Source organism: Streptomyces sp. NPDC058289 (assembly GCF_042880975.1).
Lineage (GTDB): Bacteria > Actinomycetota > Actinomycetes > Streptomycetales > Streptomycetaceae > Streptomyces > Streptomyces stoeckheimensis.
The window spans coordinates 117,894-139,863 of sequence record NZ_JBHVYI010000003.1 but is presented as its reverse complement, the minus strand read 5'-3'; the positions used below and the strand labels follow the sequence as shown (position 1 = coordinate 139,863).

At 73.0% G+C, this 21,970-nt stretch carries 23 protein-coding genes; 10 read left to right on the top strand and 13 right to left on the bottom strand.

All coding sequences use genetic code 11. The annotated features are described in order from the left end of the window. Positions 1-19: 19 nt before the first annotated feature. On the bottom strand, positions 20-532 hold the full coding sequence (locus ACFVX6_RS02525) for a GNAT family N-acetyltransferase (protein WP_389687155.1): 513 nt from the start codon (positions 530-532) through the stop codon (positions 20-22). Positions 533-749: 217 nt separating this feature from the next. Here ACFVX6_RS02525 and ACFVX6_RS02520 point away from each other — a divergent pair, with 217 nt between their 5' ends. Further along, positions 750-1,241: an SRPBCC family protein gene (locus tag ACFVX6_RS02520; protein WP_389687153.1), complete on the top strand. Its 492-nt coding sequence runs from the start codon at positions 750-752 to the stop codon at positions 1,239-1,241. On the opposite strand, the gene ACFVX6_RS02515 is transcribed toward ACFVX6_RS02520, so the two are convergent. From ACFVX6_RS02515 to ACFVX6_RS02505, 3 genes are all read right to left on the bottom strand, one after another. Further along, positions 1,235-2,005, bottom strand: a complete 771-nt coding sequence (locus ACFVX6_RS02515) for a hypothetical protein (protein ID WP_389687151.1) — start codon at positions 2,003-2,005, stop codon at positions 1,235-1,237. The two genes, ACFVX6_RS02520 and ACFVX6_RS02515, sit on opposite strands and share 7 nt — an antisense overlap. A 104-nt stretch (positions 2,006-2,109) precedes the next feature. Further along, positions 2,110-2,790: a hypothetical protein gene (locus tag ACFVX6_RS02510; RefSeq protein WP_389687149.1), complete on the bottom strand. Its 681-nt coding sequence runs from the start codon at positions 2,788-2,790 to the stop codon at positions 2,110-2,112. Positions 2,791-2,864: 74 nt separating this feature from the next. Beyond that, entirely contained in the window at positions 2,865-3,992 is a 1,128-nt protein-coding gene (locus ACFVX6_RS02505) for a PLP-dependent cysteine synthase family protein (protein ID WP_389687147.1), read from the bottom strand. Positions 3,993-4,230: 238 nt separating this feature from the next. On the opposite strand from ACFVX6_RS02505, the gene ACFVX6_RS02500 reads away from it, so the two are divergent. Next, positions 4,231-4,866 (top strand): ATP-binding protein, encoded by a 636-nt coding sequence (locus tag ACFVX6_RS02500; protein ID WP_389687145.1) that lies wholly within the window; start codon positions 4,231-4,233, stop codon positions 4,864-4,866. 40 nt (positions 4,867-4,906) lie between these two features. On the opposite strand, the gene ACFVX6_RS02495 is transcribed toward ACFVX6_RS02500, so the two are convergent. Both ACFVX6_RS02495 and ACFVX6_RS02490 read right to left on the bottom strand, forming a co-directional pair. Further along, entirely contained in the window at positions 4,907-6,304 is a 1,398-nt protein-coding gene (locus tag ACFVX6_RS02495) for an ROK family protein (RefSeq protein WP_389687143.1), read from the bottom strand. A gap of 43 nt (positions 6,305-6,347) precedes the next feature. Continuing rightward, positions 6,348-7,040 (bottom strand): alpha-ketoglutarate-dependent dioxygenase AlkB family protein, encoded by a 693-nt coding sequence (locus ACFVX6_RS02490; RefSeq protein WP_389687231.1) that lies wholly within the window; start codon positions 7,038-7,040, stop codon positions 6,348-6,350. An 87-nt stretch (positions 7,041-7,127) separates the two neighbouring features. Here ACFVX6_RS02490 and ACFVX6_RS02485 point away from each other — a divergent pair, with 87 nt between their 5' ends. Genes ACFVX6_RS02485 through ACFVX6_RS02475 form a run of 3 tightly spaced genes read left to right on the top strand, consistent with a single transcriptional unit; the run spans position 7,128 to position 8,650 of the window. Then, the gene (locus tag ACFVX6_RS02485; RefSeq protein WP_389687141.1) at positions 7,128-7,883 is read left to right on the top strand and encodes a maleylpyruvate isomerase family mycothiol-dependent enzyme; all 756 of its coding nucleotides are present in this window, start codon (positions 7,128-7,130) and stop codon (positions 7,881-7,883) included. A 60-nt stretch (positions 7,884-7,943) separates the two neighbouring features. After that, positions 7,944-8,213, top strand: a complete 270-nt coding sequence (locus ACFVX6_RS02480; RefSeq protein ID WP_389687139.1) for a DUF6332 family protein — start codon at positions 7,944-7,946, stop codon at positions 8,211-8,213. Between the two features lie 35 nt (positions 8,214-8,248). Beyond that, a complete protein-coding gene (locus tag ACFVX6_RS02475; protein WP_389687137.1) occupies positions 8,249-8,650 on the top strand; it encodes a glyoxalase/bleomycin resistance/dioxygenase family protein in 402 nt (133 codons plus the stop codon). Here the strand turns inward: ACFVX6_RS02475 and ACFVX6_RS02470 are convergent. Further along, positions 8,636-9,604: a spherulation-specific family 4 protein gene (locus ACFVX6_RS02470; RefSeq protein WP_389687135.1), complete on the bottom strand. Its 969-nt coding sequence runs from the start codon at positions 9,602-9,604 to the stop codon at positions 8,636-8,638. The two genes, ACFVX6_RS02475 and ACFVX6_RS02470, sit on opposite strands and share 15 nt — an antisense overlap. Before the next feature lie 252 nt (positions 9,605-9,856). Between ACFVX6_RS02470 and ACFVX6_RS02465 the strand changes: the two genes are divergently transcribed. Beyond that, positions 9,857-10,189, top strand: coding sequence for a hypothetical protein (locus ACFVX6_RS02465; protein WP_389687133.1), 333 nt, complete (start codon positions 9,857-9,859; stop codon positions 10,187-10,189). 641 nt (positions 10,190-10,830) lie between these two features. On the opposite strand, the gene ACFVX6_RS02460 is transcribed toward ACFVX6_RS02465, so the two are convergent. Then, positions 10,831-11,529 carry a TetR/AcrR family transcriptional regulator gene (locus ACFVX6_RS02460; RefSeq protein WP_389687131.1) on the bottom strand — a complete coding sequence of 233 codons (699 nt, stop codon included), beginning with the start codon at positions 11,527-11,529 and terminating at the stop codon, positions 10,831-10,833. A gap of 148 nt (positions 11,530-11,677) precedes the next feature. Between ACFVX6_RS02460 and ACFVX6_RS02455 the strand changes: the two genes are divergently transcribed. Continuing rightward, entirely contained in the window at positions 11,678-12,136 is a 459-nt protein-coding gene (locus ACFVX6_RS02455) for a nitroreductase/quinone reductase family protein (protein WP_389687129.1), read from the top strand. Positions 12,137-12,446: 310 nt separating this feature from the next. Here ACFVX6_RS02455 and ACFVX6_RS02450 read toward each other — a convergent pair whose 3' ends face one another. Beyond that, positions 12,447-13,736, bottom strand: coding sequence for a geranylgeranyl reductase family protein (locus tag ACFVX6_RS02450; RefSeq protein WP_389687229.1), 1,290 nt, complete (start codon positions 13,734-13,736; stop codon positions 12,447-12,449). Between the two features lie 301 nt (positions 13,737-14,037). On the opposite strand from ACFVX6_RS02450, the gene ACFVX6_RS02445 reads away from it, so the two are divergent. Continuing rightward, positions 14,038-15,402, top strand: coding sequence for a dipeptidase (locus ACFVX6_RS02445; protein ID WP_389687127.1), 1,365 nt, complete (start codon positions 14,038-14,040; stop codon positions 15,400-15,402). 96 nt (positions 15,403-15,498) lie between these two features. Continuing rightward, positions 15,499-16,221, top strand: coding sequence for an MBL fold metallo-hydrolase (locus tag ACFVX6_RS02440; protein WP_389687125.1), 723 nt, complete (start codon positions 15,499-15,501; stop codon positions 16,219-16,221). 43 nt (positions 16,222-16,264) lie between these two features. On the opposite strand, the gene ACFVX6_RS02435 is transcribed toward ACFVX6_RS02440, so the two are convergent. After that, complete coding sequence (locus ACFVX6_RS02435; RefSeq protein ID WP_389687123.1) at positions 16,265-17,305, bottom strand: NUDIX domain-containing protein; 1,041 nt, start codon at positions 17,303-17,305, stop codon at positions 16,265-16,267. Between the two features lie 207 nt (positions 17,306-17,512). Here ACFVX6_RS02435 and ACFVX6_RS02430 point away from each other — a divergent pair, with 207 nt between their 5' ends. Beyond that, positions 17,513-18,499 (top strand): LacI family DNA-binding transcriptional regulator, encoded by a 987-nt coding sequence (locus ACFVX6_RS02430; RefSeq protein WP_389687227.1) that lies wholly within the window; start codon positions 17,513-17,515, stop codon positions 18,497-18,499. A gap of 70 nt (positions 18,500-18,569) precedes the next feature. Here ACFVX6_RS02430 and ACFVX6_RS02425 read toward each other — a convergent pair whose 3' ends face one another. The 3 genes from ACFVX6_RS02425 to ACFVX6_RS02415 all read right to left on the bottom strand — a co-directional run bounded on the left by ACFVX6_RS02425 (position 18,570) and on the right by ACFVX6_RS02415 (position 21,887). Then, positions 18,570-19,868: a DUF6986 family protein gene (locus tag ACFVX6_RS02425; protein ID WP_274547437.1), complete on the bottom strand. Its 1,299-nt coding sequence runs from the start codon at positions 19,866-19,868 to the stop codon at positions 18,570-18,572. A gap of 183 nt (positions 19,869-20,051) precedes the next feature. After that, positions 20,052-21,014: an electron transfer flavoprotein subunit alpha/FixB family protein gene (locus ACFVX6_RS02420; RefSeq protein ID WP_327308205.1), complete on the bottom strand. Its 963-nt coding sequence runs from the start codon at positions 21,012-21,014 to the stop codon at positions 20,052-20,054. 87 nt (positions 21,015-21,101) lie between these two features. Beyond that, positions 21,102-21,887, bottom strand: a complete 786-nt coding sequence (locus ACFVX6_RS02415) for an electron transfer flavoprotein subunit beta/FixA family protein (RefSeq protein WP_243342015.1) — start codon at positions 21,885-21,887, stop codon at positions 21,102-21,104. Positions 21,888-21,970: the final 83 nt, after the last annotated feature.

Below are 21,970 nucleotides of genomic sequence, written 5' to 3'. Positions count from 1 at the left end.
CATCTGGACCCGGAAGCCCTTACAGGTCCCGGCGCATGCACACCCGGGGCCAGCGGTCGAGCCCGTGCACGGCCTCACGGTCGCGGATGTCGCGCAGGCCGGGCCCGAGGCCGCCCTCGTCCAGGGTCCGGAATCCGCACCGGGCGTAGTACGGGGCGTTCCACGGCACGTCGGTGAAGGTCGTGAGGGTCAGTGCGGCGGCGCCTTCCGCGCGGGCCCGCTCCCCGAGGTGTTCCAGCAGGGACCGTCCGATGCGGCGGTGAGCGCAGCGCGGATGCACTGACACCTGTTCGATGTGGAGGTTCCCGTCGACCCGGTCGGCGAGGAGATGGCCGACCGGGGTGCCCGTCCCGGCGCCTTCGGCCGCGACCCAGGCCAGGCCGGCCCGCCGGTAGCCGAGGAGATCCTCCAGCGGAAGCGGCTCGTCGTCGGCGATCTCCGGCATGCCGATGGTCCGGAAGCATTCACCGGAGGCCCGCTCGATGTCCTGCAGGAGGGACAGCTCGTCGATGTGTGCTGCTCTGATAAGCATGTGCGGCATTGTCCCGGCCGGGACCCGGTCGGCGAAACGGGTTCGCCACCGCGCCGGCCAACTCGTGCCGGTAACCCCGACCCGTGCCGCCCAACCCCAACCCCGTGCCTGCCGACGCCTGCCTGCCGACCCCGCGGCGGACAACTGACGGACCGACAGCTAAGGTGACAGCCCGCCGGATGCCACCGTCCGTCCGCCGAACCGAGGGAGTGCCGCCATGGCCCGCCGACTCCGCCCCGTAGGACTGGACTTCATCGAGGTCGCCCCCACCCGCCTGGTCTTCGCCGGCCGGACCACGGCGGCCCCCGAGGAGGTGTACCGGGCACTGGCCGAGGAGGTCGAGGGCTGGCCGAGCTGGTTCCGGGCCGTCACCCTGGCCCGGCCCACGCACGGCGGCGCCGGGCGCGAGGTCAAACTGGCCGGCGGGGTCCGGTTCCAGGAGACGATCATGGCCGCGGATCCCGAGCGGCGCTACGCGTACCGGGTCGACGAGACCAACGCCCCCGGCATACGGGCCCTGCTGGAGGAGTGGCGTCTCACCCCCTCCGGCTCCGGCACCCACGTCCAGTGGACCTTCGCCGCGGACGGCCCGTCCGCCGTGCGCTTCGCCCTCACCGCAGCCCGACCGGGACTCGGCCACTCGTTCCGCTCGGCGGTCCGCACACTGGACCTGCGACTGGCGCGGCGGCGCACCGGTACGGATCAGTAGGAGCCCTCGGGGTGGCGGGCGATGACCAGCTCGACCGCGGGATGCGTTTCGGCCAGGTCCCCGTACCCTCCCGCCGTCCACACGCGCACACGAAACTCCTGCAGCGTCAGGGCCGCGGACTCGCCCTCGAAGTGCACCCTGGCGCAACGCCCGCAGTACCAGCCCCGGATCCAGAGCTGCTCGGCGGCGGCAAGGCCCGCCCCTGTCCGCCGGCGGTACTCCCGTCCGTCCCTGGAGGCCCTGACGAAGAGGACTACCGCGGCCAGCAGCGCGACCGCCGAGATCACGCCGAGGAAGTAGAGCCCGGCCTCCGGGCCGGAAGCCTCCGGCCCGTCCCACCCCGCGTACGGATACTCGGGCCGGGCCTCCCCCGCGCTCCCGTCGAACCAGTGCCCGGCCAGCGCGCCGACCCAGAAGGTGCCGATCGACACCATGAGGAGGAACACGCCCAGGCAGCTGCGTCCCTGGATCCGCGGTGTGGGCGGGGTCGGCGCCAGTGCCCGGGCCAGGCGCGAGACGGTTTCCCTGGTGATGGCCCGCCGCTGGACCCCGGCGCCGCTCTCCTCGCTGACGTGCCGGTGCCCGTCCAGGAACACCGCCTGGACCGCCCGGACTTCGTCGGCCCGGCCGCAGTTGGGACACCCGGGGAGCGAGCCCGCTCCCCCGCCCGCGCCGGCCGCCGGGGAGGGCGAAGGCGGCGGCGACGGGATCTGGTCCCGCGTCCGCCCGTCCCGCTCCGGCCTGTTGTACTCGATGTCCGCCATGGTTCCCCCCGAGGCCGCGCCGTGATCGAAGTCCGGACAGCGTAAGCAGTCGATGCCGCCGCGCCTACGGGGTCATCGCCACGGGCCCGTCACGGTTCCACGGTTCAGACCGCGGGATGCCGCACGGCCAGGTCCCCGTAGCCGCCCGCCGACCAGACCCGGGTCCGGAACTCCTGGAGGGTCAGGGCCCGTTCGCCCGCGAAGTGCACCGTTCCGCAGCGGCCGCAGTACCAGCCGTCCGCCCAGACGCGGTCGGCGGCCACCCGGCCCGGTTCGGTCCGGCGGCGCCAGGCCCGTACGGCCCGGCCCGACAGGGCGATGAGGAGGATGCCCACGAGCAGCAGGACCGCACCGATCCAGACCAGATAGGTCGCGGGCTGCCCGACCTCGAAGGGGCCGCCGCCGTCGGTCCCGTAGAGCCGTGGGGTCTCGCCGGCCTCGAACCACTTCCCCGCGATCGCACCCCAGACGAAGGCGCCGACCGCGGCGAGGAGGGACAGCACCCCGAGGCAGCCCGCGGTGCCGTTGTCCGGCTCTTCGGGGGCGACGGCGAGGGCCTTGGCCAGCGCCGAGTTCTCCTCGCGGAGCGTGACGCTGTCGTCCTCGCCGCCCCCGCGCTCCACCCGCATCTTGGCCTTGGACCGCACGTACGCGGCGGACACGCCGAGCACCTGGTCCTCCCGGCCGCACCGGGGACAGGCCAACGAGCCCTCGCCGCCCCCGCCTTGGCCGCCCCCGCCGTGGCCGCGTACGCCCTTACCGTCGCCGTCCGTGAACTCCGCCATGGCTCCCCACCCAGACCCCGTCCAAAGTCAGCACAGCGTAGCCAGCGGACCCGGCACCGGCCAGGGAAAACGTTTCACCCGACGGGCTCGCTCCACACGCCGGTCTCCAGCATGGTGTCGAGGGTCCGCGCGTACGGGGTGATGTCGAGCCCCTGCTCCGCCAGCCACGCGTCGGAGTAGTACTTGTCGAGGTAGCGCTCGCCCCCGTCGCAGAGCAGGGTCACGACACTGCCCGTACGGCCCTCCGCCACCATCTCCGAGATGATCTTCAGCGCGCTCCACACTCCGGTACCGGTGGAACCGCCCGCCTTGCGGCCGATCACCCGCTCCAGCGCACGGCACGCGGCGACGCTCGCGGCGTCCGGGACCCGCATCATCCGGTCGATGGCACCGGGGACGAAGCTCGGCTCCATCCGGGGCCGGCCGATGCCCTCGATGCGCGAGCCGCAATCGCTCGTCGCGTGCGGGTCGTTCCGGGTCCAGCCGTCGAAGAAGCAGGAGTTCTCCGGGTCCGGGACGCAGATGCGGGTGTCGTGCTGCATGTAGTGCACGTAGCGGGCGATCGTCGCGGAGGTGCCGCCGGTGCCGGCCGTGGCCACGATCCAGGCGGGCTCCGGGTAACGCTCCAACCGCAGCTGCTGGTACATCGATTCGGCGATGTTGTTGTTGCCGCGCCAGTCCGTCGCCCGCTCCGCGTACGTGAACTGGTCCATGTAGTGGCCGCCGGTGCGGGCGGCGAGCTCGGCCGACTCCTCGTACATCTTCATCGAGTCGTCGACGAAGTGACATTCGCCGCCGTGGAACTCGATGAGCCGGCACTTCTCGGGGCTCGTCGTCCGCGGCATGACGGCGATGAACGGGACGCCGATCAGCTTGGCGAAGTACGCCTCCGAGACGGCGGTGGAACCGGACGAGGCCTCGATGACGGGGCGGCCGGGTCGGATCCAGCCGTTGCAGAGGGCGTAGAGGAACAGGGAGCGGGCGAGGCGGTGCTTGAGGGAGCCCGTCGGGTGGGTGGACTCGTCCTTGAGGTACAGGTCGATGCCCCAGGCCTCGGGGAGCGGGAAGCGCAGCAGGTGGGTGTCGGCCGAGCGGTTCGCGTCCGCCTGCACCTTGCGGACGGCCTCTTTCAGCCAAGCGCGGTAGTCCGCGTCGCTGCGGTCGACGTCGATGGTCGTGGCGGTCGTCCCGGTGGTGCTCATGCGCCGTGCTCCTTCGTACTTCCCGATGTCCCGAGTCCTCGGCCGGCCCGGCGCCTCTTCGCCTTCATCCGCCCGCTTTCGCAATGTACCCCCCTCACCTGCACAAACGGTCACTTTGGGTATCCATGCGGATCCCTTTCGATCGCGTTCGGTTGCACACCGGCCCACAGTGGGTGACCCTGGGGAGGCGTCACCGAGGGTGCAGCACCCGTAACACTGATGTCGGGGAGTCGCAGCCGTGATCAGTCATTCCCGCAGGCACTGCGTCGTCGAACTGCAGGCCCTGCCCTTGCGGATCGGACAGATCCGCAGAATCGTTTCGGCGCAACTGCGCCACTGGCAGCTCGATCCGCTCATAGACCGCGCCGCGCTCGGCGTGACGGAGCTGCTCAGCAACGTCCACCGCCATGCGCAGCCGGACAAGACGTGCACCGTCGAGATCGAGCTCCGCCTCGGCCGGCTGACCGTCTCCGTCTACGACAGCGACCCCCGCCTCCCGATGCTCCGGCACTCCGGGCACTGCGGTGCCTCCGGGGATCCAGCAGCCGCCGAGGCCCGCCCCGCGGGCGGTTCCCCGGTCGACGCCCTGGAGACCTCCGGCCGCGGGCTCGCGCTCGTGGAGGCCCTCAGCGAGGCGTGGGGGGCCCGGCAGCAGGAGGACTGCCCGGGAAAGGTGGTGTGGTTCTCCCTGCGCGCCGCCCCCGGCCCGGCCGCACCGGAACTCCGCCCGGTGCTCCTGGCCGAGAAACCGGCGCACCGGGCCGAGAAGGAGCCCGTACGGGACCCCGCGCCGGCCCCGCCTGTCGCCGCACCCCCCGAGCCGGTCTCCGCCGGCCTGTCGGTGACCGCCTCGGTCGGCGCCCGGCCCGGGTAACCTCCGGCCGCCGCAGCCGCCAGGAGGGGTCGTCGAGCCGTCAGGCCGCCGCGCCCAGGGTCCCGAGGGGGTCGTCCAGCACCGGCTGCCACGCCAGCTCGGCGGCGCCGACCAGGCTGTTGTGGTCGAGCGTGCACGGCAGGATCGGCACGCCGCCGCTGCGCCCCCACAGGCTGCGGTCCGCAACCACCGCGCGCAGCCGCTCGGGGTCGGCGTAGAGCAGCTCGCGGTGGAGTCCGCCCAGGATGATCCGGTCCGGATTCAGGATGTTGACCAGGCCCGCGAGGCCCAGGCCGAGCCGGTCGATGAGCTCCTCGGTGGCGGCCCGCACCCCCGGGTCCGTCGACTCCTCGCGCAGCAGGTCACGGGCCTGCTGGAGCAGGGACACCTCGGGGCCCGGGATGCGCCCGGCGGCGGTGAGGAAGGCCAGCGGGTCTGCCTCCACGTCGAGGCAGCCGCGGCTGCCGCAGTGGCAGGGGCGCCCCTCGGGGTTCACGGTGAGGTGGCCGACCTCCAGGGCGAGGCCCGAACTCCCGCTGTGCAGACGGCCGTCCAGGACGAGCGCCCCGCCGACGCCGCGGTGCCCGGTGGCCACGCACAGCAGGTGCTGCGCGCTGCGGCCGGCGCCGTGCCGGTGCTCGGCGAGCGCGGCGAGGTTCACGTCGTTGCCGGTCAGCGCCGGGCCGTCGATGCCGGCCTCCTTCACGCAGTCGGCGAAGATGGCCCGCACGGGGGAACCGGCGGGCCAGGCCAGGTGCAGCGGGTTCAGCGCCGTGCCCTCCGGCTCCGCGACCGCCGAGGGCACCGCGAGGCCGGCGCCGATGCAGCGACGGCCGGTCTGCGCGAGCAGCGCGGCCCCGGCTTCGACGACCGCGCCGAGGACCTGCGCGGGGTCGGCCGACACGGGCACCCTTCCGGGAGCCGTGGCGACGATCCGGCCGCCGAGCCCGACCAGGGCGGCCCGGAACCCGTCCGAGTGCACCTGCGCGGCCAGGGCCACCGGGCCGTTCTCGTCCACGGAGAGCCGGTGCGAGGGACGGCCCTGGGTTCCGCCGGCCCCGCCGGGGCGGGAGTCCACGCGGATCAGGCCGAGCGCCTCCAGCTCGGCGGCAACGGCGCCGGCGGTGGCGCGGGTGACACCGAGCTCGGCCGTCAGGACCGCGCGGGTCGGGGCCCGGCCGGTGTGGACGAGCTCCAGCGCCGGGCCGAGCGCGCCACGGCCCCGCTCCAGCTTGGTCCGTGCGGAGCCGGCTGCCGCGGACGCGGAGGTCGAAGCGGAGGTCGAAGCGGAGCCCGAAGCCGAAGTCGAGGCCGAAGCCCTGTCGGATCCCTCGGCCGTGCCGGCCCCGTCCGTCCTGCCCGCCCCGTCCGCCCCGCCCGTCCCAGCGGACACCGTGGTCACATCCCCCACGCGCCGCGGGGCCCCGTTGCCGTTCATGACAGCGATCCTCGCATGATCGGAGGGTCGAGGACGCCGCCTGCTATCCGAGCCCGCCGACCCGGAGCGTGATGTTCAGCCGCCCGGTCAGCCCGAGGCCGGGCGGAGCGGTGCCGGGCAGGACTTTCGGCACCCCGTGAAAGGCCCTTCGGGCGGGCCCGCCGAAGACGAACAGATCCCCGCTGCGCAGCTCAACGTCCCGATACGGACGCCCGCGCGAGGCCGTGTTGCCGAAGCGAAAGAGGCAGGAATCACCCAGGCTCAGCGAGACCACCGGGGCTTCCGAGCGCTCCTCGGCGTCCCGGTGCATGCCCATGCGGGAGTCGCCCTCGTAGAAGTTGACCAAGGCGATGTCGTACGCGATGCCCGGATCGGGAGCCTGCCCGTACGCGGCGGCCACGGCGCTGCGTCCCAGCCGGGCGAGCCAGTCGGGCATCGCCTTGACCGGCGCGCCGTCCCCGTCCACGGCGGTGGGCGCGTATCCGTACGGGTACCAGTGCAGCCCCAGGCACACCTGCCGGGCGCTCATCGTCCCTCCGCCCGGCGTGCGCACCGTACGCAGCCCGGCGGGCGGCCGGGCCCATCCCCGGCAGGCCTCCACCAACTCCCGCTGCCGCCCGGGCCCCAGCCAGTCGGGCACGTGCACGGCCCCGGGCACGATCACGGCCCGCTCGCGCGGGAAGAGCTCGCCGTCCGGGTGCTCGCCGTCCGGGTGCTCCCTGTCCGGGTGCTCCATGGCCTCCGCCACCTGCTCCGCCACCTCCTCCGTGACCTCCATCATCCATCGTTGTGCGGCCCCGCGGGCGGCTGCGAGACTCCGGGCATGGAGATCATCAGCTATGTGAAGACCGTGGCCCGCGAGGGCGAGCAGCTCGCCGACGTCGCCGAACGGGCCGGTACGGAGGCCCTGGTGCCCACCTGTCCGCAGTGGCGGGTCGCCGATCTGCTGCGCCACACGGGCTCCGTGCACCGCTGGGCCACCGGGTACGTGGCGCAGGGGCTGACCGAGCGGGCGCCGTTCCCGGATGCGCCGGAGCTGGTGGGCGCGGAACTGCTGGCCTGGTTCCGCGAGGGCCACTCGACGCTGGTGCGGACCCTTTCCGGGACATCGGCCGACGCGCACTGCTGGACCTTCCTGCCGACCGCGCCGCCTTCGCCGCTGGCCTTCTGGGCGCGGCGCCAGGCGCACGAGACCACCGTGCACCGGATGGACGCGGAAGCCGCGCTGGGCGTGCCCTTCGGGGCGGTGGACCCCGGCTTCGCGGAGGACGGGGTGGACGAGCTGCTGACCGGGTTCCACGCGCGGCCGCAGAGCCGGGTCCGGACGGCGGAGCCGCGGGTGATGCGGGTACGGGCCTCCGACACGGGCGCGGTGTGGACCGTACACCTGTCGCAGGAGCCGGCGCGCACGGTACGCGGGACCGCAGACGGCACGGACGGCACGGAGGCCGACTGCACGCTGACGGGCGAGGCGTCCTGGCTCTACTCGGCGCTGTGGAACCGGCAGCCGCTCACCGGACCGGGCGTGACCGGCGACGCGGAACTGGCCCGGCTCTGGGTGGACACGGCCGGAATCTGACCCCTGCGCACACCGCGGGCGCCCTTGTCGTGGAGCGGCTCGGGCGGCGAGACTGCGGGCATGGAGCAACGTAGTCAGGCCGACCGGGACGCGGTCACCGTCGAGATCGTGTTCGCCTTCGTCAGCGGCTTGTTCGCGGCCGGACTCGCCTTCGCGGCGCTGTACGTGCCCGTCCTGGCCTTCGACCTCTCCCCCACGGCCGACCGAACCCTGGCGACGGTGGGCGGCGCCCTGGCCGCGACGGCGTTCCTCCTCCGGGTCGCACAGGTCCTCTGGCGCTTCACCCGCCGCCCGGAGAACGACGGCCGCGAAGACCTCAGCCGCTCCTAGACCGGGCTCCCGGACCGGCTCCTAGACTGGGCCGCATGGATTCCCCGGCCGTACGGCCCGCCCCGTCGGCGGAGAGCGTCGTCCCCGGCGGTGAAGGACGGGCGTCCGCGGCCCGGGTCTCTCTTCTGGTGCTGTACACGCCACGGTTGGAGGAGTGCCGCCGGTTCTACGCGGACCTCGGCCTGGCGTTCACCGCGGAACGCCACGGCCGCGGGCCGGACCACTACGCGGCCGTCCTCCCGGACGGCATGGTCCTCGAGCTCTATCCCGCCGGCGACGACCGTCTCACGGGCGCCTTGCGGCTGGGGCTGGCCGTCGACGCGTCCGCGGCCCGTCCGTCGCTCGCCCCGGGGCGCCACCGGCTCGTGGACCCCGACGGCCGGACCGTCGAGATCACCGCGGTCGGACGGACGGAGTGCGGCTCAGCCCAGGGTTGAGGCGTACGAGGTCTGGGCGCGGTACTTCCAACCGGGCTGGGCGTCCCAAGGGTTCGGCATCTGCGCGCTGGTGGCGTAGGCGTAGCCGGCGCCGCGTTCGAAGGCCGTGCGGAGCGTCGCCCGCATCGCGGAGGCGTCCGGGACGTCGTGTACGAGGTGCCAGAACGCGGTGCCGCTCGGGTCGAGTTCGGCGCCGGATCGGTAGCCGGTGAGTGCGTTGAAGACGTTGCCGCCGAGCCAGCCGGCGCCCGTGTGGGCCGCGTACGTGTCCTCGAAGGTGACGAAGACGTCGGCGGTGCGGCGGCCGGGCTCCAGGTAGCAGTCGGCGATGGCCGTACCGGGGTTGTTGACGACCAGGTCCGACGTGCCGGGGGCCACGGCTTCCATGGTGTCCTGCACGTAGCGGCGCAGCTCCGCGTAGTGGTCGCGGGTGGCGTTGGCCAGGCCGCAGTCGCGGCTGACCACGTCGAAGAAGATGCCGTCCACATGGAGGCCGTCGGGAGTCTTGAGGTAATTGTCCACGGAGGCCTTCACGGCGGCGATGTCGCGGTTGCCGTGGTCGGTGTGGACGTAGCCGAGCACCTTGGTCTTCTCGCCGGTGGCGGTGGTACCGGTGCGCAGGACGTCGGCGCGGGCCCGCCAGCGGGCGTCGAACGGGGAGTCGCCGTTGCCCGGGTTGAGGACCACGACCGAAGCGGCCGGGCTGGTGGCGGTGAGATCGACGAGCATCGGGTCGTCGGCCCAGACGTAGGCCGGGACGGCTATTTCCAGGCCCCGTACGCCGGCCGCCCGGGGCGTCGGTCTCACCTCGGGGGTCGGGGCGGGAGCCAGGGTACGGTCCCGGGCCTCGGCGCGGCTCGGCTCCGAACTCGCCGACGCGGTGACGGCCGGCGCCGGCGCGGCCAGTAAGAGGGTGGCCAGGACGGCGTAAACGGCCTTCGCGGCGCGGGTCATGACTGCTCCTCGGGGCGGCGGCAGGGGCGGCGCCGGGGCGATGGCCGGGCGCCGGGGACGGCAACCGGGACAGGACCCCGGCCCGAGGAACACTAGACGGGCCACCGGGCGCACCAGGGCCGATTCCCCTGCTTCAGTACGAGGAACTGACAAGCGAACTTTCCCCGGCCCGCCGGGCGGGGGACGCCTGAGACTTCGTGGCGGCGGAGGGGTCAAGGGGATGGGCTGCGGCGGAGGGCGGGTCGGCGGCCGTTGCTGATCCGGACCGATCTCGGCATGGCCGTGGTGCTGCTCCCGCTTCTCGCCGTCCGTTCCGGCGACCAGATCCGGATCCTGTTCCCCGTACTGATCGTGTACGGCTGCAGCTCGGTGCTGCTGGATGCGGCGGAGGCCGCACTGGTGGCGACCGCCGTACCGGAGACACTGCGCGGCGATTTCAACGGCCTGTGGATGACGGCGAACGAGGGCATGAAACTGGTCGCCCCGCTTCTGGGCGCGCTTTTGTCCGCCAGTTCGGCGGTAGGGCAGTGGCCCTGCTGGACGCGGTCACCTTCGCGCTCGCCGCCATGGCCTTCACCCTCATAAGCGTGTCCGAACCCGTGCCCCGCCCGGCCGAAGCCCAACGATGGAGCGCCCAGGCAGCCGAGGCAATCCCGGGCCGTTCGCCGGCGCCCCTGCTGCGGCGGATGCCCGAACGCGTCTTCGCCGCGGCCGGAATCATGCTGTTCGCGGTGGGCGTCGCCCTGCGCGTCATGCCCTCGGTGCCCGTGGCCCTGCTTGCCGGCGCCATGATCGGCGCGGGACTGCCCTGCGTGCTGATCGCGGCCATGACGGCCGTCCAACGCGAGACCCCTCGCGAACTCCCGGCAGAGTGGCGGCCACCGCCAACACCCTCCTCCTTGCCGCCAACGCCCTTGCCCTGGCTGCCGGAGCGGGCCTGCTCGCCCTCGTCGACCATCGCGTCCTGCTCCTCGTCGCCGGAACCGCAGCGGCCATCGCCGCAGTCGCCTGCCTCCTCGGCAGCCGTGGGCGGGCACACGAAGCAGCCCGCGCGCCGGGAGGATCAGCATGCGTCGAGGACCGGGACGCCAAAGGGGCAGACAGCGCCCACGATTCTCACTGAGCCCGCCGCATCCGGGAGTTGGACCGATGCGGTCGCCGGCGTCCCTGGCCCACGTACGGCCACACCGCCCGACGCGTGTTGCCGGTGTTGACCGCCCACGGCCCTATACGGCGGGCAGTCCGACCCCGTGCGCCAGCTGCCCGGCGGCGTGCGCGAAGAAGGCGTCGCGGTCCTCGACGACCCGGTTGAACTGGCCGAACAGCTCGAAGGAAATCAGTCCGACGAGCTGCGCCCAGGCGGCGACCAGGGCCGCTGCGGCCTCGGGGGGCAGTCCTTCGGCGAAGTCCGCGGCCATGCGGGCGGCCTCGGGGCGCAGCTCGGCGGGGAGCGGCGGGAGGGCGATGCCGCGGCCCTCGTAGGCCGCGCGCACGATGCCGATGAGGGCGTTGCCCACGCGGGAGGCGGGGCCGACGGTGTCGAGCGGGGCGGTGTAGCCGGGGACGGGCGAGCCGTAGATGAGGGCGTACTCGTGCGGGTGCGCCAGCGCCCAGGCGCGGACGGACGCGCAGACCTCGGCCCAGCGGGCGCGGGGGGTGCCGCCCGCGGCGAGCGAGCGGGTGTCGGCGGCCTCGGCGGCGGCGCCGACGCTGTTGTAGGCGTCGACGATGAGGGCGGTGAGGAGCTCGTCGCGGCTGGGGAAATAGCGGTAGAGGGCGGAGGAGACCATGCCCAGCTCGCGGGCGACGGCGCGCAGCGAGAGCTTGGCTGCGCCCTCCGCCGCGAGTGCGCGGCGCGCCTCGTCCTTGATGGCGGCGGTGACTTCGATGCGGGCTCGTTCCCTCGCCCCTCGCACGGTGCTCATGGGGGTCAGTGTGCCACGTGGGCAGAGCACTGCCCACCAATGAGATCGCCGATCCATTCAGAGAGCACTGCTCTTGTTTTGGAGCAGCGATCCGTGCACACTGTTCTCAAGCGAGAGCAGCGCTCTCCCAAATGCCTCGGAGGCCACCATGAACGCGCCCAAGCCGTACTACGTCCAGGCCGGCCCGCTCGGCATCCGCTTCAACGCCCTCATCGGCAAGCTCGCCCGCCTGGGCATGAGCCTGGCCGGAACGGCCGAGCTGTCGGTGCGCGGCCGCACCACCGGCACGATGCAGCGGATCCCGGTGAACCCGTACCACCACGACGGCACCCGTTACCTGGTCTCCGCCCGCGGCCACTCCCAGTGGGTCCGCAACATGCGCGCCGCGGGCGGCGGTGAACTCCGGCTGGGCCGGACCGTGCACACCTTCACCGTCACCGAGCTCACCGACCCCGCCGAGCAGGCCGTCGTGCTGCGCGGTTACCTGAAGAAGTGGGGCTGGGAGGTCAACCGGTTCTTCAACGGGGTCACCGCGAAGTCCTCGGAGTCCGAGCTCCGCGCCGCCGCCCCCGACCACCCGGTCTTCCGCATCACGCTCACCCCCTGACCGGCCGCCCACCCCGGCGGCCCCGCCACCCACCGCCCTCCCGACACCACCCCGGCCCCGCGAACCTCGACCCCCCGGCCCCGCGGCCCTCGCCCCCGCAGCCCCCGGACTCCGCGACCCCTCCGCCTTCGGCCCCGGCCCCAGCCCCGGCCCGGCCCCGGCCCCGGCCCCGGCCCCGGCCCCCCGAAACGCGGCGGCGGCCTCGCCGGTACCCCGGCAAGACCGCCACACTGCGCACTTCGACGCCGCCGTTCCCCCACGGGGGACGGCGACTTCAGACCCCGGCTCAGTCCTGGGAACAGACCCCGGCTCAGCCCTTGGCCCCTCCCTGCGTTCCGTCCTGCTCCCCGGAGCCGGACCCGGCCTCAACGCCGGCCCCGGACCCTGCTCCGCCCGCGGCCCCGCCCGCGCCCGCACCCCGGCTCCGCGCCTGTCGCGCATCCAGCACGTGCAGCGCCTTCCGCGCCAGCGGGTACGTACGCACCATCTCGGCCAGCGTCAGCGACCCCCGCGCGATCCGCGCGAAGGCCAGCCAGGCCGGCCGGAAGCCGGTGATCGCCGCGTGCAGCAGGCCCGGCTTGGCCTCGAAGAGTTCCAGCATCCGCTTGCCGACGCCCATCTCCACGCCCAGCCCGGCCTTGACGGCGAAGGCGTAGTTGAGGGCCTGGCGGCGCGCGTCCACGGCGTCCTGCGCCTCGGAGATCTTCACGGCCCACTCCCCGGCGAGCCGCCCCGAGCGCAGCGCGAAGGAGATGCCCTCCCGGGTCCACGGCTCCAGCAGTCCGGCCGCGTCGCCCGCGACCAGGACCCGCCCGCGCGAAAGCGGCGATCCGGGCTTCCGGCAGCGGGTCAAGTGCCCGGAGGAGAGCGCCGGTTCGAAGCCGGACAGGCCCAGCCGGGCGATGAAGTCGTCCAGGTACCGCTTGGTCGCGGCGCCCTCGCCCTTCGCCGAGATGACCCCGACGGTGAGGGTGTCGCCCTTGGGGAAGACCCAGCCGTAGCTGCCCGGCAGCGGCCCCCAGTCGATGAGGACCCGGCCCTTCCAGTCCGCGGCGACCGTCTCCGGGACGGGGATCTCCGCTTCCAGGCCGAGGTCGACCTGGTCCATCTCGACGCCGACGTGCGCGCCGATCCGGCTCGCGCTGCCGTCCGCGCCGACCACGGCCCGGGCCAGTACGGTCTCGCCGTCGGCGAGGACCACCGCGACGGTCCGCCGGTCGGGCACGGACGCCCCGTGCTGTTCCACCCGCGCGACGGCCGTACCCGTACGGACCGTGGCGCCGGCCTTCTCCGCCTCCGCGACCAGCGCCGCGTCGAACTCGGGCCGGTTGATCAGCCCGAACAACATCTGCTTCGAGCGCCGGGTCCGGGGGTACTTCCCGTCCAGCGAGAAGGTGACCGCGTGGACGCGGTCCTTGAAGGGGAGCACGAAACCCGGCGGGAGCGCATCGCGCGAGGGGCCGATGATGCCTCCGCCACAGGTCTTGTACCGGGGCAGTTCCGCCTTCTCCAACAGCAGAACGCGCCGTCCCGCGGTGGCCGCCGCGTGCGCGGCCGAGGACCCGGCAGGGCCCGCCCCGACCACGACCACGTCCCACACCTCGCCGGTCCCGCCGGCCGTCTGCGCGTCCGCCCCCTGAGCGGTCTGTCCTGCCGCCGCGTCGCGTACGTCGCCGCTGTCGCTCTCGTCGCTGCTCACGATGTGCTGCTGCTCCTGATCATGCGGTTCATGCCGTTGCTCCGATGCCGGGGAAATCCTACGGCGCGAGATCGACTGCCCCGTTGTGCGAGGATCGGAAGAGTCTTTTGCCGTAGCCCGCATACGCACACCCCGCGCATGCGGGAGGCGTATACGTAACCCGTACACGTACACCAACGTCGCACCCAAGAGGAGCGTGCCCATGCCGTCTCATCCGATCGCCGAGACCGTCGCCTCGCTGATGCCCCGCGCCAAGCAGGAGCTGTCGGAGCTGGTGGCCTTCCAGTCGGTGGCGGACTGGGCCCAGTTCCCCCAGAGCGAGAGCCAGGCCGCCGCGAAGTGGGTGGCCGACGCGCTGCGCGCCGAAGGCTTCCAGGACGTGGCGCTGCTCGACACCCCCGACGGCACCCAGTCGGTGTACGGGTTCCTGCCCGGCCCGGCGGACGCCCCGACCGTCCTGCTGTACGCGCACTACGACGTGCAGCCCCCGCTGGACGACGCGGCCTGGATCTCCCCCGCCTTCGAGCTGACCGAGCGGGGCGGCCGCTGGTACGGCCGCGGCACCGCCGACTGCAAGGGCGGGTTCATCCTGCACCTGCTCGCGCTGCGCGCCCTGAAGGCCAACGGCGGCGTCCCGGTGAACGTGAAGGTGATCGTCGAGGGCTCGGAGGAGCAGGGCACCGGCGGTCTCCAGCAGTACGCGACGGCCCACCCCGAACTGCTCGCCGCCGACGCCGTGGTGATCGGTGACGCGGGCAACTTCCGTACGGGCCTGCCGACGGTCACCGCGACCCTGCGCGGCATGTGCCTGCTGAAGGTCAAGATCGACACCCTGGGCGGCAACCTGCACTCCGGCATGTTCGGCGGGGTCGCCCCCGACGCGATGGCCGCCCTCATCCAGCTGCTGGCCTCGCTGCGCGCGCCGGACGGTTCGACCACGGTGGACGGGCTGGCCTCGGACGCGGTGTGGGAGGGGCTCCAGTACCCGGAGGCCGACTTCCGTTCCGACGCGAAGGTGCTCGACGGGGTCGAGCTGATCGGCGAGGGCACGATCGCGGACCGGCTGTGGTCCCGGCCGGCCGTCACCGTGCTGGCCATCGACTCCCCGCCGCTGGTCGGCGCCACCCCCTCGGTGCACGCGAGCGCGGGCGCGCTGGTGAGCCTGCGGGTGCCGCCGGGCGTGGACACGGCGGAGGCGATCAAGCTGCTGGAGGCGCACCTGGTGGCGCACACCCCGTGGCAGGCGCGCCTGGAACTCGAAGTCGTCGGCCAGGGGCAGCCGTTCCAGGCGGACACGGCCAGCCCCGCGTACGCCTCGATGGCGCAGGCCATGAAGGCGGCCTACCCGGGCCGGGAGATGCAGATCAGCGGCATGGGCGGCTCCATTCCCCTGTGCAACACGCTGACCGAGCTGTACCCGGACGCGGAGATGCTGCTCATCGGGCTGAGCGAGCCGGAGGCGCAGATCCACGCGGTGAACGAGAGCGTCTCCCCGGAGGAGCTGGAGCGCCTGTCGGTCACGGAGGCACTGTTCCTCCTCAACTACGCGGAGTCCAAGCGCGCCTGACGGTGCGACACGGTTCTCCGGCTCTCAGCTGGGGGCGAACCACGCTACCGGCGCAATCTCCGTCGATGGCGTGGTTCGTCCCCGTACGTTCGGGTGATGGATCTCGTAGAAGTCATCCCCGACCGCCTCCACATGCTCCGCTTCCCCATCGGCCAGGCCTACCTCTGGCGCGATGGTGAGGCCCTGACCCTGATCGACGCGGGCCACGCCGGTTCGGCGGACGCGATCGAAGGGGCCATACGCTCCCTCGGGCTGCTGCCGGAGCGGCTCGAGCGCATCGTCGTGACCCACTGCCATGGTGACCACTTCGGCTCGGCGGGCGAGCTCTCCGCCCGCTGGGGCGCCCCGGTGCTGGCGCACGCGCTGGACGCGCCGGTGATCCGCGGCGAGCAACCGGTTCCGGATCCGGTGCTGCTGGACTGGGAACTGCCGCTGTGGGAGCACGCCATGACGGTCCCGCAGGCCCCCGCGACCCCGGTGGACCGGGAGTTGACGGACGGGGAGATACTCCCCTTCGGCGACGGCGCGTTCGTCGTCCACGCCCCGGGACACACCCCGGGCAGCATCGGGGTCCATCTCCCGGAGCACGGCGTGCTGTTCACGGGCGACTGCATCGCCGGAGTCGGCCAGGTGATCCTCGGCGTCTTCAACGTGGACCGCGTCCAGGCCGTCGAGTCGATGCTCCGGCTCGCCGCACTGGCCCCTTCGGTGGCATGCTTCGGCCACGGCGACCCCCTGACCTCGGACACCGCGGCCACCCTCCTCGCGGCAGCGGAAACGGCGGCCGCGGCTCAGCCTTCGCCCACCCCGACGCGCTGATGCCGGCCGGGGGCCGGGGCCCCGCCCCGGCCCCCGTGTCCCGCTACGGAACCGCCCGTCCCGCCTCCAGGTACGCCGCCCGGCCCCGTTCGCGTGCCCGCAGGGCCCACCGGAGCCTCTCGTAGCGCACCTGCGGCAGCAGGTCCGCCGCTTCCTCCTCCGTCACGAACCGCCAGGCCCGCAGCTCCGGTCCGGGCAGCCTCAGCCGCCCGGTCTGCGCCGCCGACAGCCGGCCCCCGTCGAACAGCAGCCGCAGGCCGCCGTAGCCCGCCGGGGGGCCCGGCGGCTCCCAGTCCACGACCAGGAGCTCCGGGAGGCGCTCCAGGACGAGCCCGAGTTCCTCCTCGACCTCCCGTACCCCCGCGCACGCCGGGGCCTCCCCGGCCTCGACGACCCCGCCGGGGAACTCCCACCCCGGCTTGTACGTCGGATCCACCAGCAGCACCCGGTCCGCGTCGTCGAAGAGCAGCACCCCGGCCGCAACCGTCTCGCGCGTCGGCTGCGGGGTCTGCACGATGTCGCAGATCCGGGCCGCGTCGGTGCGTACCGCCTCGGCGATCCGCTCGGCCGTCTCCCGTACGGTCAGGGTCCCGTTGTCGACGACGTGCGCGTCGGCCGCGAGCCAGCCCAGCGCGTGCTGGTAGGCCGGGATGTGGTCGTAGGCCCACTGCCGCACCCGCAGGTCCACGTCCGCCGCCGCGCCGGGCTCCTCCCGGGTCGCGATCCGCTCGCGGAGGATCGTTTCCTCCGGGGCGAGCAGCACGTGCCGCACCGCGATCCTGCGCGCCGCGAGCCCGCCGAAGATCTCGTCGCGGTATTCCTGCCGCAGCAGCGTCATGGGGACCACCAGCACCCCGCCCAGCTCCGCGAGCATCGCCGCCGCCGTGTCCACGACGAGCCGGCGCCAACTCGGCAGGTCCTGGTAGTCGGACACCTCCGCGAGGCGTTTGCGCGGCAGCAGCACGCGCAGCGCGTCACCGATGAACTCCGGGTCGAACAAGGTGCTCTCCGGCAGGAGGCCGGTCAGCTCGCGCGCTGTGCTGCTCTTCCCGGCGCCGAAGGTGCCGTTGATCCAGACAATCACGTCTACCCCTCTCCCGATGCCCCCAGTGGCTTGCCCGCACCACCCTGCCACGGAAACCCCGGCGCTCCGCCGAGTGCTTATCCTCAAGGTCAGGGGCCTGTCCGCAGCGCCGGGCCCGCACCGCCGCAGCGCCCGTCCTCCCGGAGGTCCGACACCGTGCCGCACACCCGCCGCCCGCCCGAGCCCCGCTACGGCAACCGGCCGACCATGAAGGACGTGGCGGCCCGGGCCGGCGTGGGCCTCAAAACGGTGTCACGCGTGGTCAACGGGGAGCCGGGGGTCACCCCGGACACCGAGAAGCGGGTCCAGGAGGCCATCGACGCGCTCGGTTTCCGCCGCAACGACAGCGCGCGGGTGCTGCGCAAGGGGCGCACCGCCACCGTCGGCCTGGTCCTGGAGGACCTCTCCGACCCCTTCTACGGGCCGCTCAACCGGGCCGTGGAAGAGGTGGCCCGCGCCCACGGCGCCCTGCTCATCAACGGCTCCAGCGACGAGGACCCGGAGCGCGAGCGGGAGTTGGCGCTCGCGCTGTGCGCCCGCCGGGTGGACGGCCTCGTGGTGATCCCGGCCGGGGACGACCACCGCTACCTGGAGCCGGAGATCCGGGCCGGGGTGGCCACGGTGTTCGTGGACCGCCCGGCGGGCCGGATCGACGCCGACGTGGTGCTGTCCGACAGCTTCGGGGGTGCCCGGAACGGGGTGGCCCACCTGATCGCGGGCGGCCACCGCCGGATCGGCTTCATCGGCGACCAGCCGCACATCCACACGGCGACCGAGCGATTGCGGGGCTACCGCGCGGCCATGGCGGACGCCGGCCTGCCGGTCGAGGGCTCCTGGGTCTCCCTCGGTACGACGGCCCCGGAGCGCGTCTCGGCCGCCGCCCGGGCGATGCTGTCCGGCCCGGAGCCGGTCACGGCCCTCTTCGCCGGCAACAACCGCGTGACGGTCACGGCCGTACGCGTCCTCGCGTCCCTGCCCCGCCCGGTGGCCCTGGTCGGCTTCGACGACTTCGAACTCGCCGACCTGCTGAACCCCGGGATCACGGTCATCGCCCAGGACGCAGCGGCCCTGGGCCGGGTGGCCACGGACCGTCTCTTCCAGCGCCTGGCGGGCGCCGACCTCCCCCCGGCCCGCATCGAGCTCCCCACCCGCCTGATCCCCCGCGGCTCGGGCGAGATCCCGCCGGCCTCGTGATCGGGGTCGGGCAACGCCGAAGGCCCGGCCGGGGGCAGACCGGCCGGGCCTCGTACGGGGGCTACTCGCCTCAGGCGCTGGCCGTCAGCGTCGCCGAGCGACGCGGGATGGCGAAGGCGTCGAGCTCCGCGCGGGTCAGGCCGGTCAGGGCGGTGACCTCGTCGGCGCCGACGGCGCCGCAGTCCAGGCCGCGGACCAGGTAGCCGGCCAGGGCCTTGGCGGTGGCGGGCTCGTCCATGACGTCGCCCTCGATCTTGGCGACGTACGCCTTCAGGCGCGCGGCGGCGGTTTCGAGGCCCTCGCGGTAGAAGACGAAGACGGCCGCGTAGCGGGTCGGCAGGTGCGCCGGGTGCATGTCCCAGCCCTGGTAGTAGGCACGGGCCAGGGCGCGGCGGGTGAGGCCGTAGTGCAGCTTCCAGGCCTCGTGGACGTGCTCGGTGGTGCCGATCGGCAGGACGTTGGTCGAGCCGTCGGAGACGCGCACGCCGGTGCCGGCGGCCGCGACCTGCATGATCGCCTTGGCGTGGTCGGCGGCCGGGTGGTCGCTCGACTGGTACGCGGCGGAGACGCCGACGCAGGCGCTGTAGTCGAAGGTGCCGTAGTGCAGGCCGGTGGCGCGGCCCTTGGAGGCCTCGATCATCCGGGCGACCGCGGCGGTGCCGTCGGAGGCCAGGATGGACTGGCTGGTCTCGATCTGGATCTCGAAGCCGATCCGCCCCGGGCGCAGGCCGCGGGCGGTCTCGAAGGCCTCCAGCAGCTGCACGAAGGCCGTGACCTGCTCGGGGTAGGTGACCTTGGGCAGGGTCAGGACCAGGCCCTCGGGCAGGCCGCCGTGCGCGAGCAGGCCGGAGAGGAAGATGTCGGTGGTCCGGATGCCGCGGTCGCGGACGTTGGACTCCATGCACTTCATCCGGATGCCCATGTACGGGGCGTTCGTGCCGTTGGAGAAGGCTTCGGCGACGAGGCGGGCGGCGCGGGCCGCGGCCTGGTCCTCCTCCTCGTCGGAGCGGACGCCGAAGCCGTCCTCGAAGTCGACGCGGAGGTCCTCGATGGGCTCGGAGGCGAGCTTGGCGCGGACGCGGTCGTAGACCGGTACCGCCAGCTCGTCGGAGATGCCGAGTACCTTGGCGAAGGTGGCGGCGTCCGGGGCGTGCTCGTCGAGGGCCGCGAGGGCCTGGTCGCCCCAGGTACGGATGGTGTCCGCCGCGAAGACGTCACCGGGCACGTAGACCGTGTGGATGGGCTGACGGGTGCCGGGGTCGCCCGGGTAGTGGCGCGCGAGTTCCGCGTCCACCGGCTTGAGGGAAGCGCTGATGCCCTCGCTGACCGCGCCTGCGAGGCTCGTCGCCACCTTCTCCTGCTGACCCATCGTGCACTCTCCTCTTTTCCGCTTTACGGAATCTTAGATCCGCATTACAGAATTTAGTCACGGGGTTCCGCTCAGTCAATGGTCCCTCCGCCGTCCTGGACAAACGACTCGGGGCCGTGCGGTGAGAAACACCACACGGCCCCGGAGACCACTTACCCGCAGGTCAACGCCTGCGGCAGGGTTTTAGCCCTTGCGCGCCTTGATCTCGTCGGTCAGCTGCGGGACGACCGCGAAGAGGTCGCCGACCACGCCGTAGTCGACGAGGTCGAAGATCGGGGCCTCGGCGTCCTTGTTGATCGCGACGATCGTCTTCGACGTCTGCATGCCGGCGCGGTGCTGGATCGCGCCCGAGATGCCGGAGGCGATGTACAGCTGCGGGGAGACCGACTTGCCGGTCTGGCCGACCTGGTTGGAGTGCGGGTACCAGCCGGCGTCCACGGCGGCGCGCGAGGCGCCGACGGCCGCACCGAGGGAGTCCGCGAGGGCCTCGATGATGTGGAAGTTCTCGGCGCCGTTGACGCCGCGGCCGCCGGAGACCACGATCGCGGCCTCGGTCAGCTCGGGGCGGCCGGTCGACTCGCGCGGGGTGCGGGAGGTGACCTTGGTGCCGGTGGCCAGGGCGCCGAAGGTGACGGCGAGCGCCTCGACGGTGCCGGCGGCCGGAGCGGCCTCGACCGGGGCCGAGTTCGGCTTCACGGTGATGACCGGGGTGCCCTTGGAGACGCGGGACTTGGTGCTGAAGGACGCGGCGAACGCGGCCTGCGTCGCGACCGGACCCTCGTCACCCGCCTCCAGGTCGGTGGCGTCGGTGATGATGCCGGAGCCGATGCGGACGGCCAGGCGGGCGCCGATCTCCTTGTTCTCCGCGGAGGAGGGGAGCAGTACGGCCGCCGGGGACACAGCGTCGTACGCGGCCTGGAGCGCGTCCACCTTCGGTACGACGAGGTAGTCGGAGAACTCCGGGGCGTCGGCGGTGAGGACCTTGACGGCACCGTGCTCGGCGAGCACGGCGGCGGTGGCCTCGGCACCGGCGCCGAGGGCGACGGCGACGGGCTCGCCGATGCGGCGGGCCAGCGTCAGCAGTTCGAGGGTGGGCTTGCGGACGGCGCCGTCGACGTGGTCGACGTAGACGAGGACTTCAGCCATGGGGATGCTCCTGCGAATGCGAAGTAGTCAGGGGGTATCGAGAGGTGACCGAAGCTCTAGATGAACTTCTGGCCGGCCAGACAGTTCTTAAATGAACTTCTGCTCCGCAAGGAAGGCGGCCAGCGACTTGCCACCCTCACCCTCGTCCTTGACGATCGTGCCGGCGGTGCGGGCCGGACGCTGGGTCGCGGAGTCGACCGCGGTCCAGGAGCCTTCGAGACCGACCTCGTCGGACTCGATCTCCAGCTCCTCCAGGTCCCAGGACTCCACCGGCTTCTTCTTGGCGGCCATGATGCCCTTGAAGGACGGGTAGCGGGCCTCGCCCGACTGGTCCGTCACCGAGACGAGCGCCGGGAGGGAAGCCTCCAGCTGCTCGCTCGCGGAGTCGCCGTCGCGGCGGCCGGTCACGACGCCGTCCTCGACCTTGACCTCGGACAGCAGGGTGACCTGCGGGACGCCCAGGCGCTCGGCCAGGATCGCCGGGAGGACACCCATGGTGCCGTCGGTCGAGGCCATGCCCGTGATGACCAGGTCGTAACCGGCCTTCTCGATCGCCTTGGCGAGCACCAGCGAGGTCGCCATGACGTCGCTGCCGTGCAGGTCGTCGTCCTCGACGTGGATGGCCTTGTCGGCACCCATCGACAGCGCCTTGCGCAGCGCGTCCTTCGCGTCCTCGGGGCCCACCGTCAGGACGGTGATCTCCGCGTCGTCGGCCTCGTCGGCGATCTGCAGCGCCTGCTCGACGGCGTACTCGTCGAGCTCCGACAGCAGGCCGTCGACGTCGTCACGGTTGACGGTCAGGTCTTCGGTGAACTGCCGGTCGCCAGTGGCGTCGGGCACGTACTTCACACAGACAACGATCCTCAGGCTCACGCCGGCTCTCCTACCGCATCGACATTTCTGGTACCGCCTTGTTCAGGCAGCATAGGCGCCATCTCGGGCCGTTCCCGCCGGGG

Excerpts from the sequence above, each read along its gene's own strand:
- ACFVX6_RS02525 (WP_389687155.1), bottom strand. The coding sequence starts at position 532 with ATGCTTATCAGAGCAGCACACATCGACGAGCTGTCCCTCCTGCAGGAC.
- ACFVX6_RS02520 (WP_389687153.1), top strand. The coding sequence starts at position 750 with ATGGCCCGCCGACTCCGCCCCGTAGGACTGGACTTCATCGAGGTCGCC.
- ACFVX6_RS02515 (WP_389687151.1), bottom strand. The coding sequence starts at position 2,005 with ATGGCGGACATCGAGTACAACAGGCCGGAGCGGGACGGGCGGACGCGG.
- ACFVX6_RS02510 (WP_389687149.1), bottom strand. The coding sequence starts at position 2,790 with ATGGCGGAGTTCACGGACGGCGACGGTAAGGGCGTACGCGGCCACGGC.
- ACFVX6_RS02505 (WP_389687147.1), bottom strand. The coding sequence starts at position 3,992 with ATGAGCACCACCGGGACGACCGCCACGACCATCGACGTCGACCGCAGC.
- ACFVX6_RS02495 (WP_389687143.1), bottom strand. The coding sequence starts at position 6,304 with ATGAACGGCAACGGGGCCCCGCGGCGCGTGGGGGATGTGACCACGGTG.
- ACFVX6_RS02490 (WP_389687231.1), bottom strand. The coding sequence starts at position 7,040 with ATGGAGCACCCGGACAGGGAGCACCCGGACGGCGAGCACCCGGACGGC.
- ACFVX6_RS02485 (WP_389687141.1), top strand. The coding sequence starts at position 7,128 with ATGGAGATCATCAGCTATGTGAAGACCGTGGCCCGCGAGGGCGAGCAG.
- ACFVX6_RS02480 (WP_389687139.1), top strand. The coding sequence starts at position 7,944 with ATGGAGCAACGTAGTCAGGCCGACCGGGACGCGGTCACCGTCGAGATC.
- ACFVX6_RS02475 (WP_389687137.1), top strand. The coding sequence starts at position 8,249 with ATGGATTCCCCGGCCGTACGGCCCGCCCCGTCGGCGGAGAGCGTCGTC.
- ACFVX6_RS02470 (WP_389687135.1), bottom strand. The coding sequence starts at position 9,604 with ATGACCCGCGCCGCGAAGGCCGTTTACGCCGTCCTGGCCACCCTCTTA.
- ACFVX6_RS02460 (WP_389687131.1), bottom strand. The coding sequence starts at position 11,529 with ATGAGCACCGTGCGAGGGGCGAGGGAACGAGCCCGCATCGAAGTCACC.
- ACFVX6_RS02455 (WP_389687129.1), top strand. The coding sequence starts at position 11,678 with ATGAACGCGCCCAAGCCGTACTACGTCCAGGCCGGCCCGCTCGGCATC.
- ACFVX6_RS02445 (WP_389687127.1), top strand. The coding sequence starts at position 14,038 with ATGCCGTCTCATCCGATCGCCGAGACCGTCGCCTCGCTGATGCCCCGC.
- ACFVX6_RS02440 (WP_389687125.1), top strand. The coding sequence starts at position 15,499 with ATGGATCTCGTAGAAGTCATCCCCGACCGCCTCCACATGCTCCGCTTC.
- ACFVX6_RS02430 (WP_389687227.1), top strand. The coding sequence starts at position 17,513 with ATGAAGGACGTGGCGGCCCGGGCCGGCGTGGGCCTCAAAACGGTGTCA.
- ACFVX6_RS02425 (WP_274547437.1), bottom strand. The coding sequence starts at position 19,868 with ATGGGTCAGCAGGAGAAGGTGGCGACGAGCCTCGCAGGCGCGGTCAGC.
- ACFVX6_RS02420 (WP_327308205.1), bottom strand. The coding sequence starts at position 21,014 with ATGGCTGAAGTCCTCGTCTACGTCGACCACGTCGACGGCGCCGTCCGC.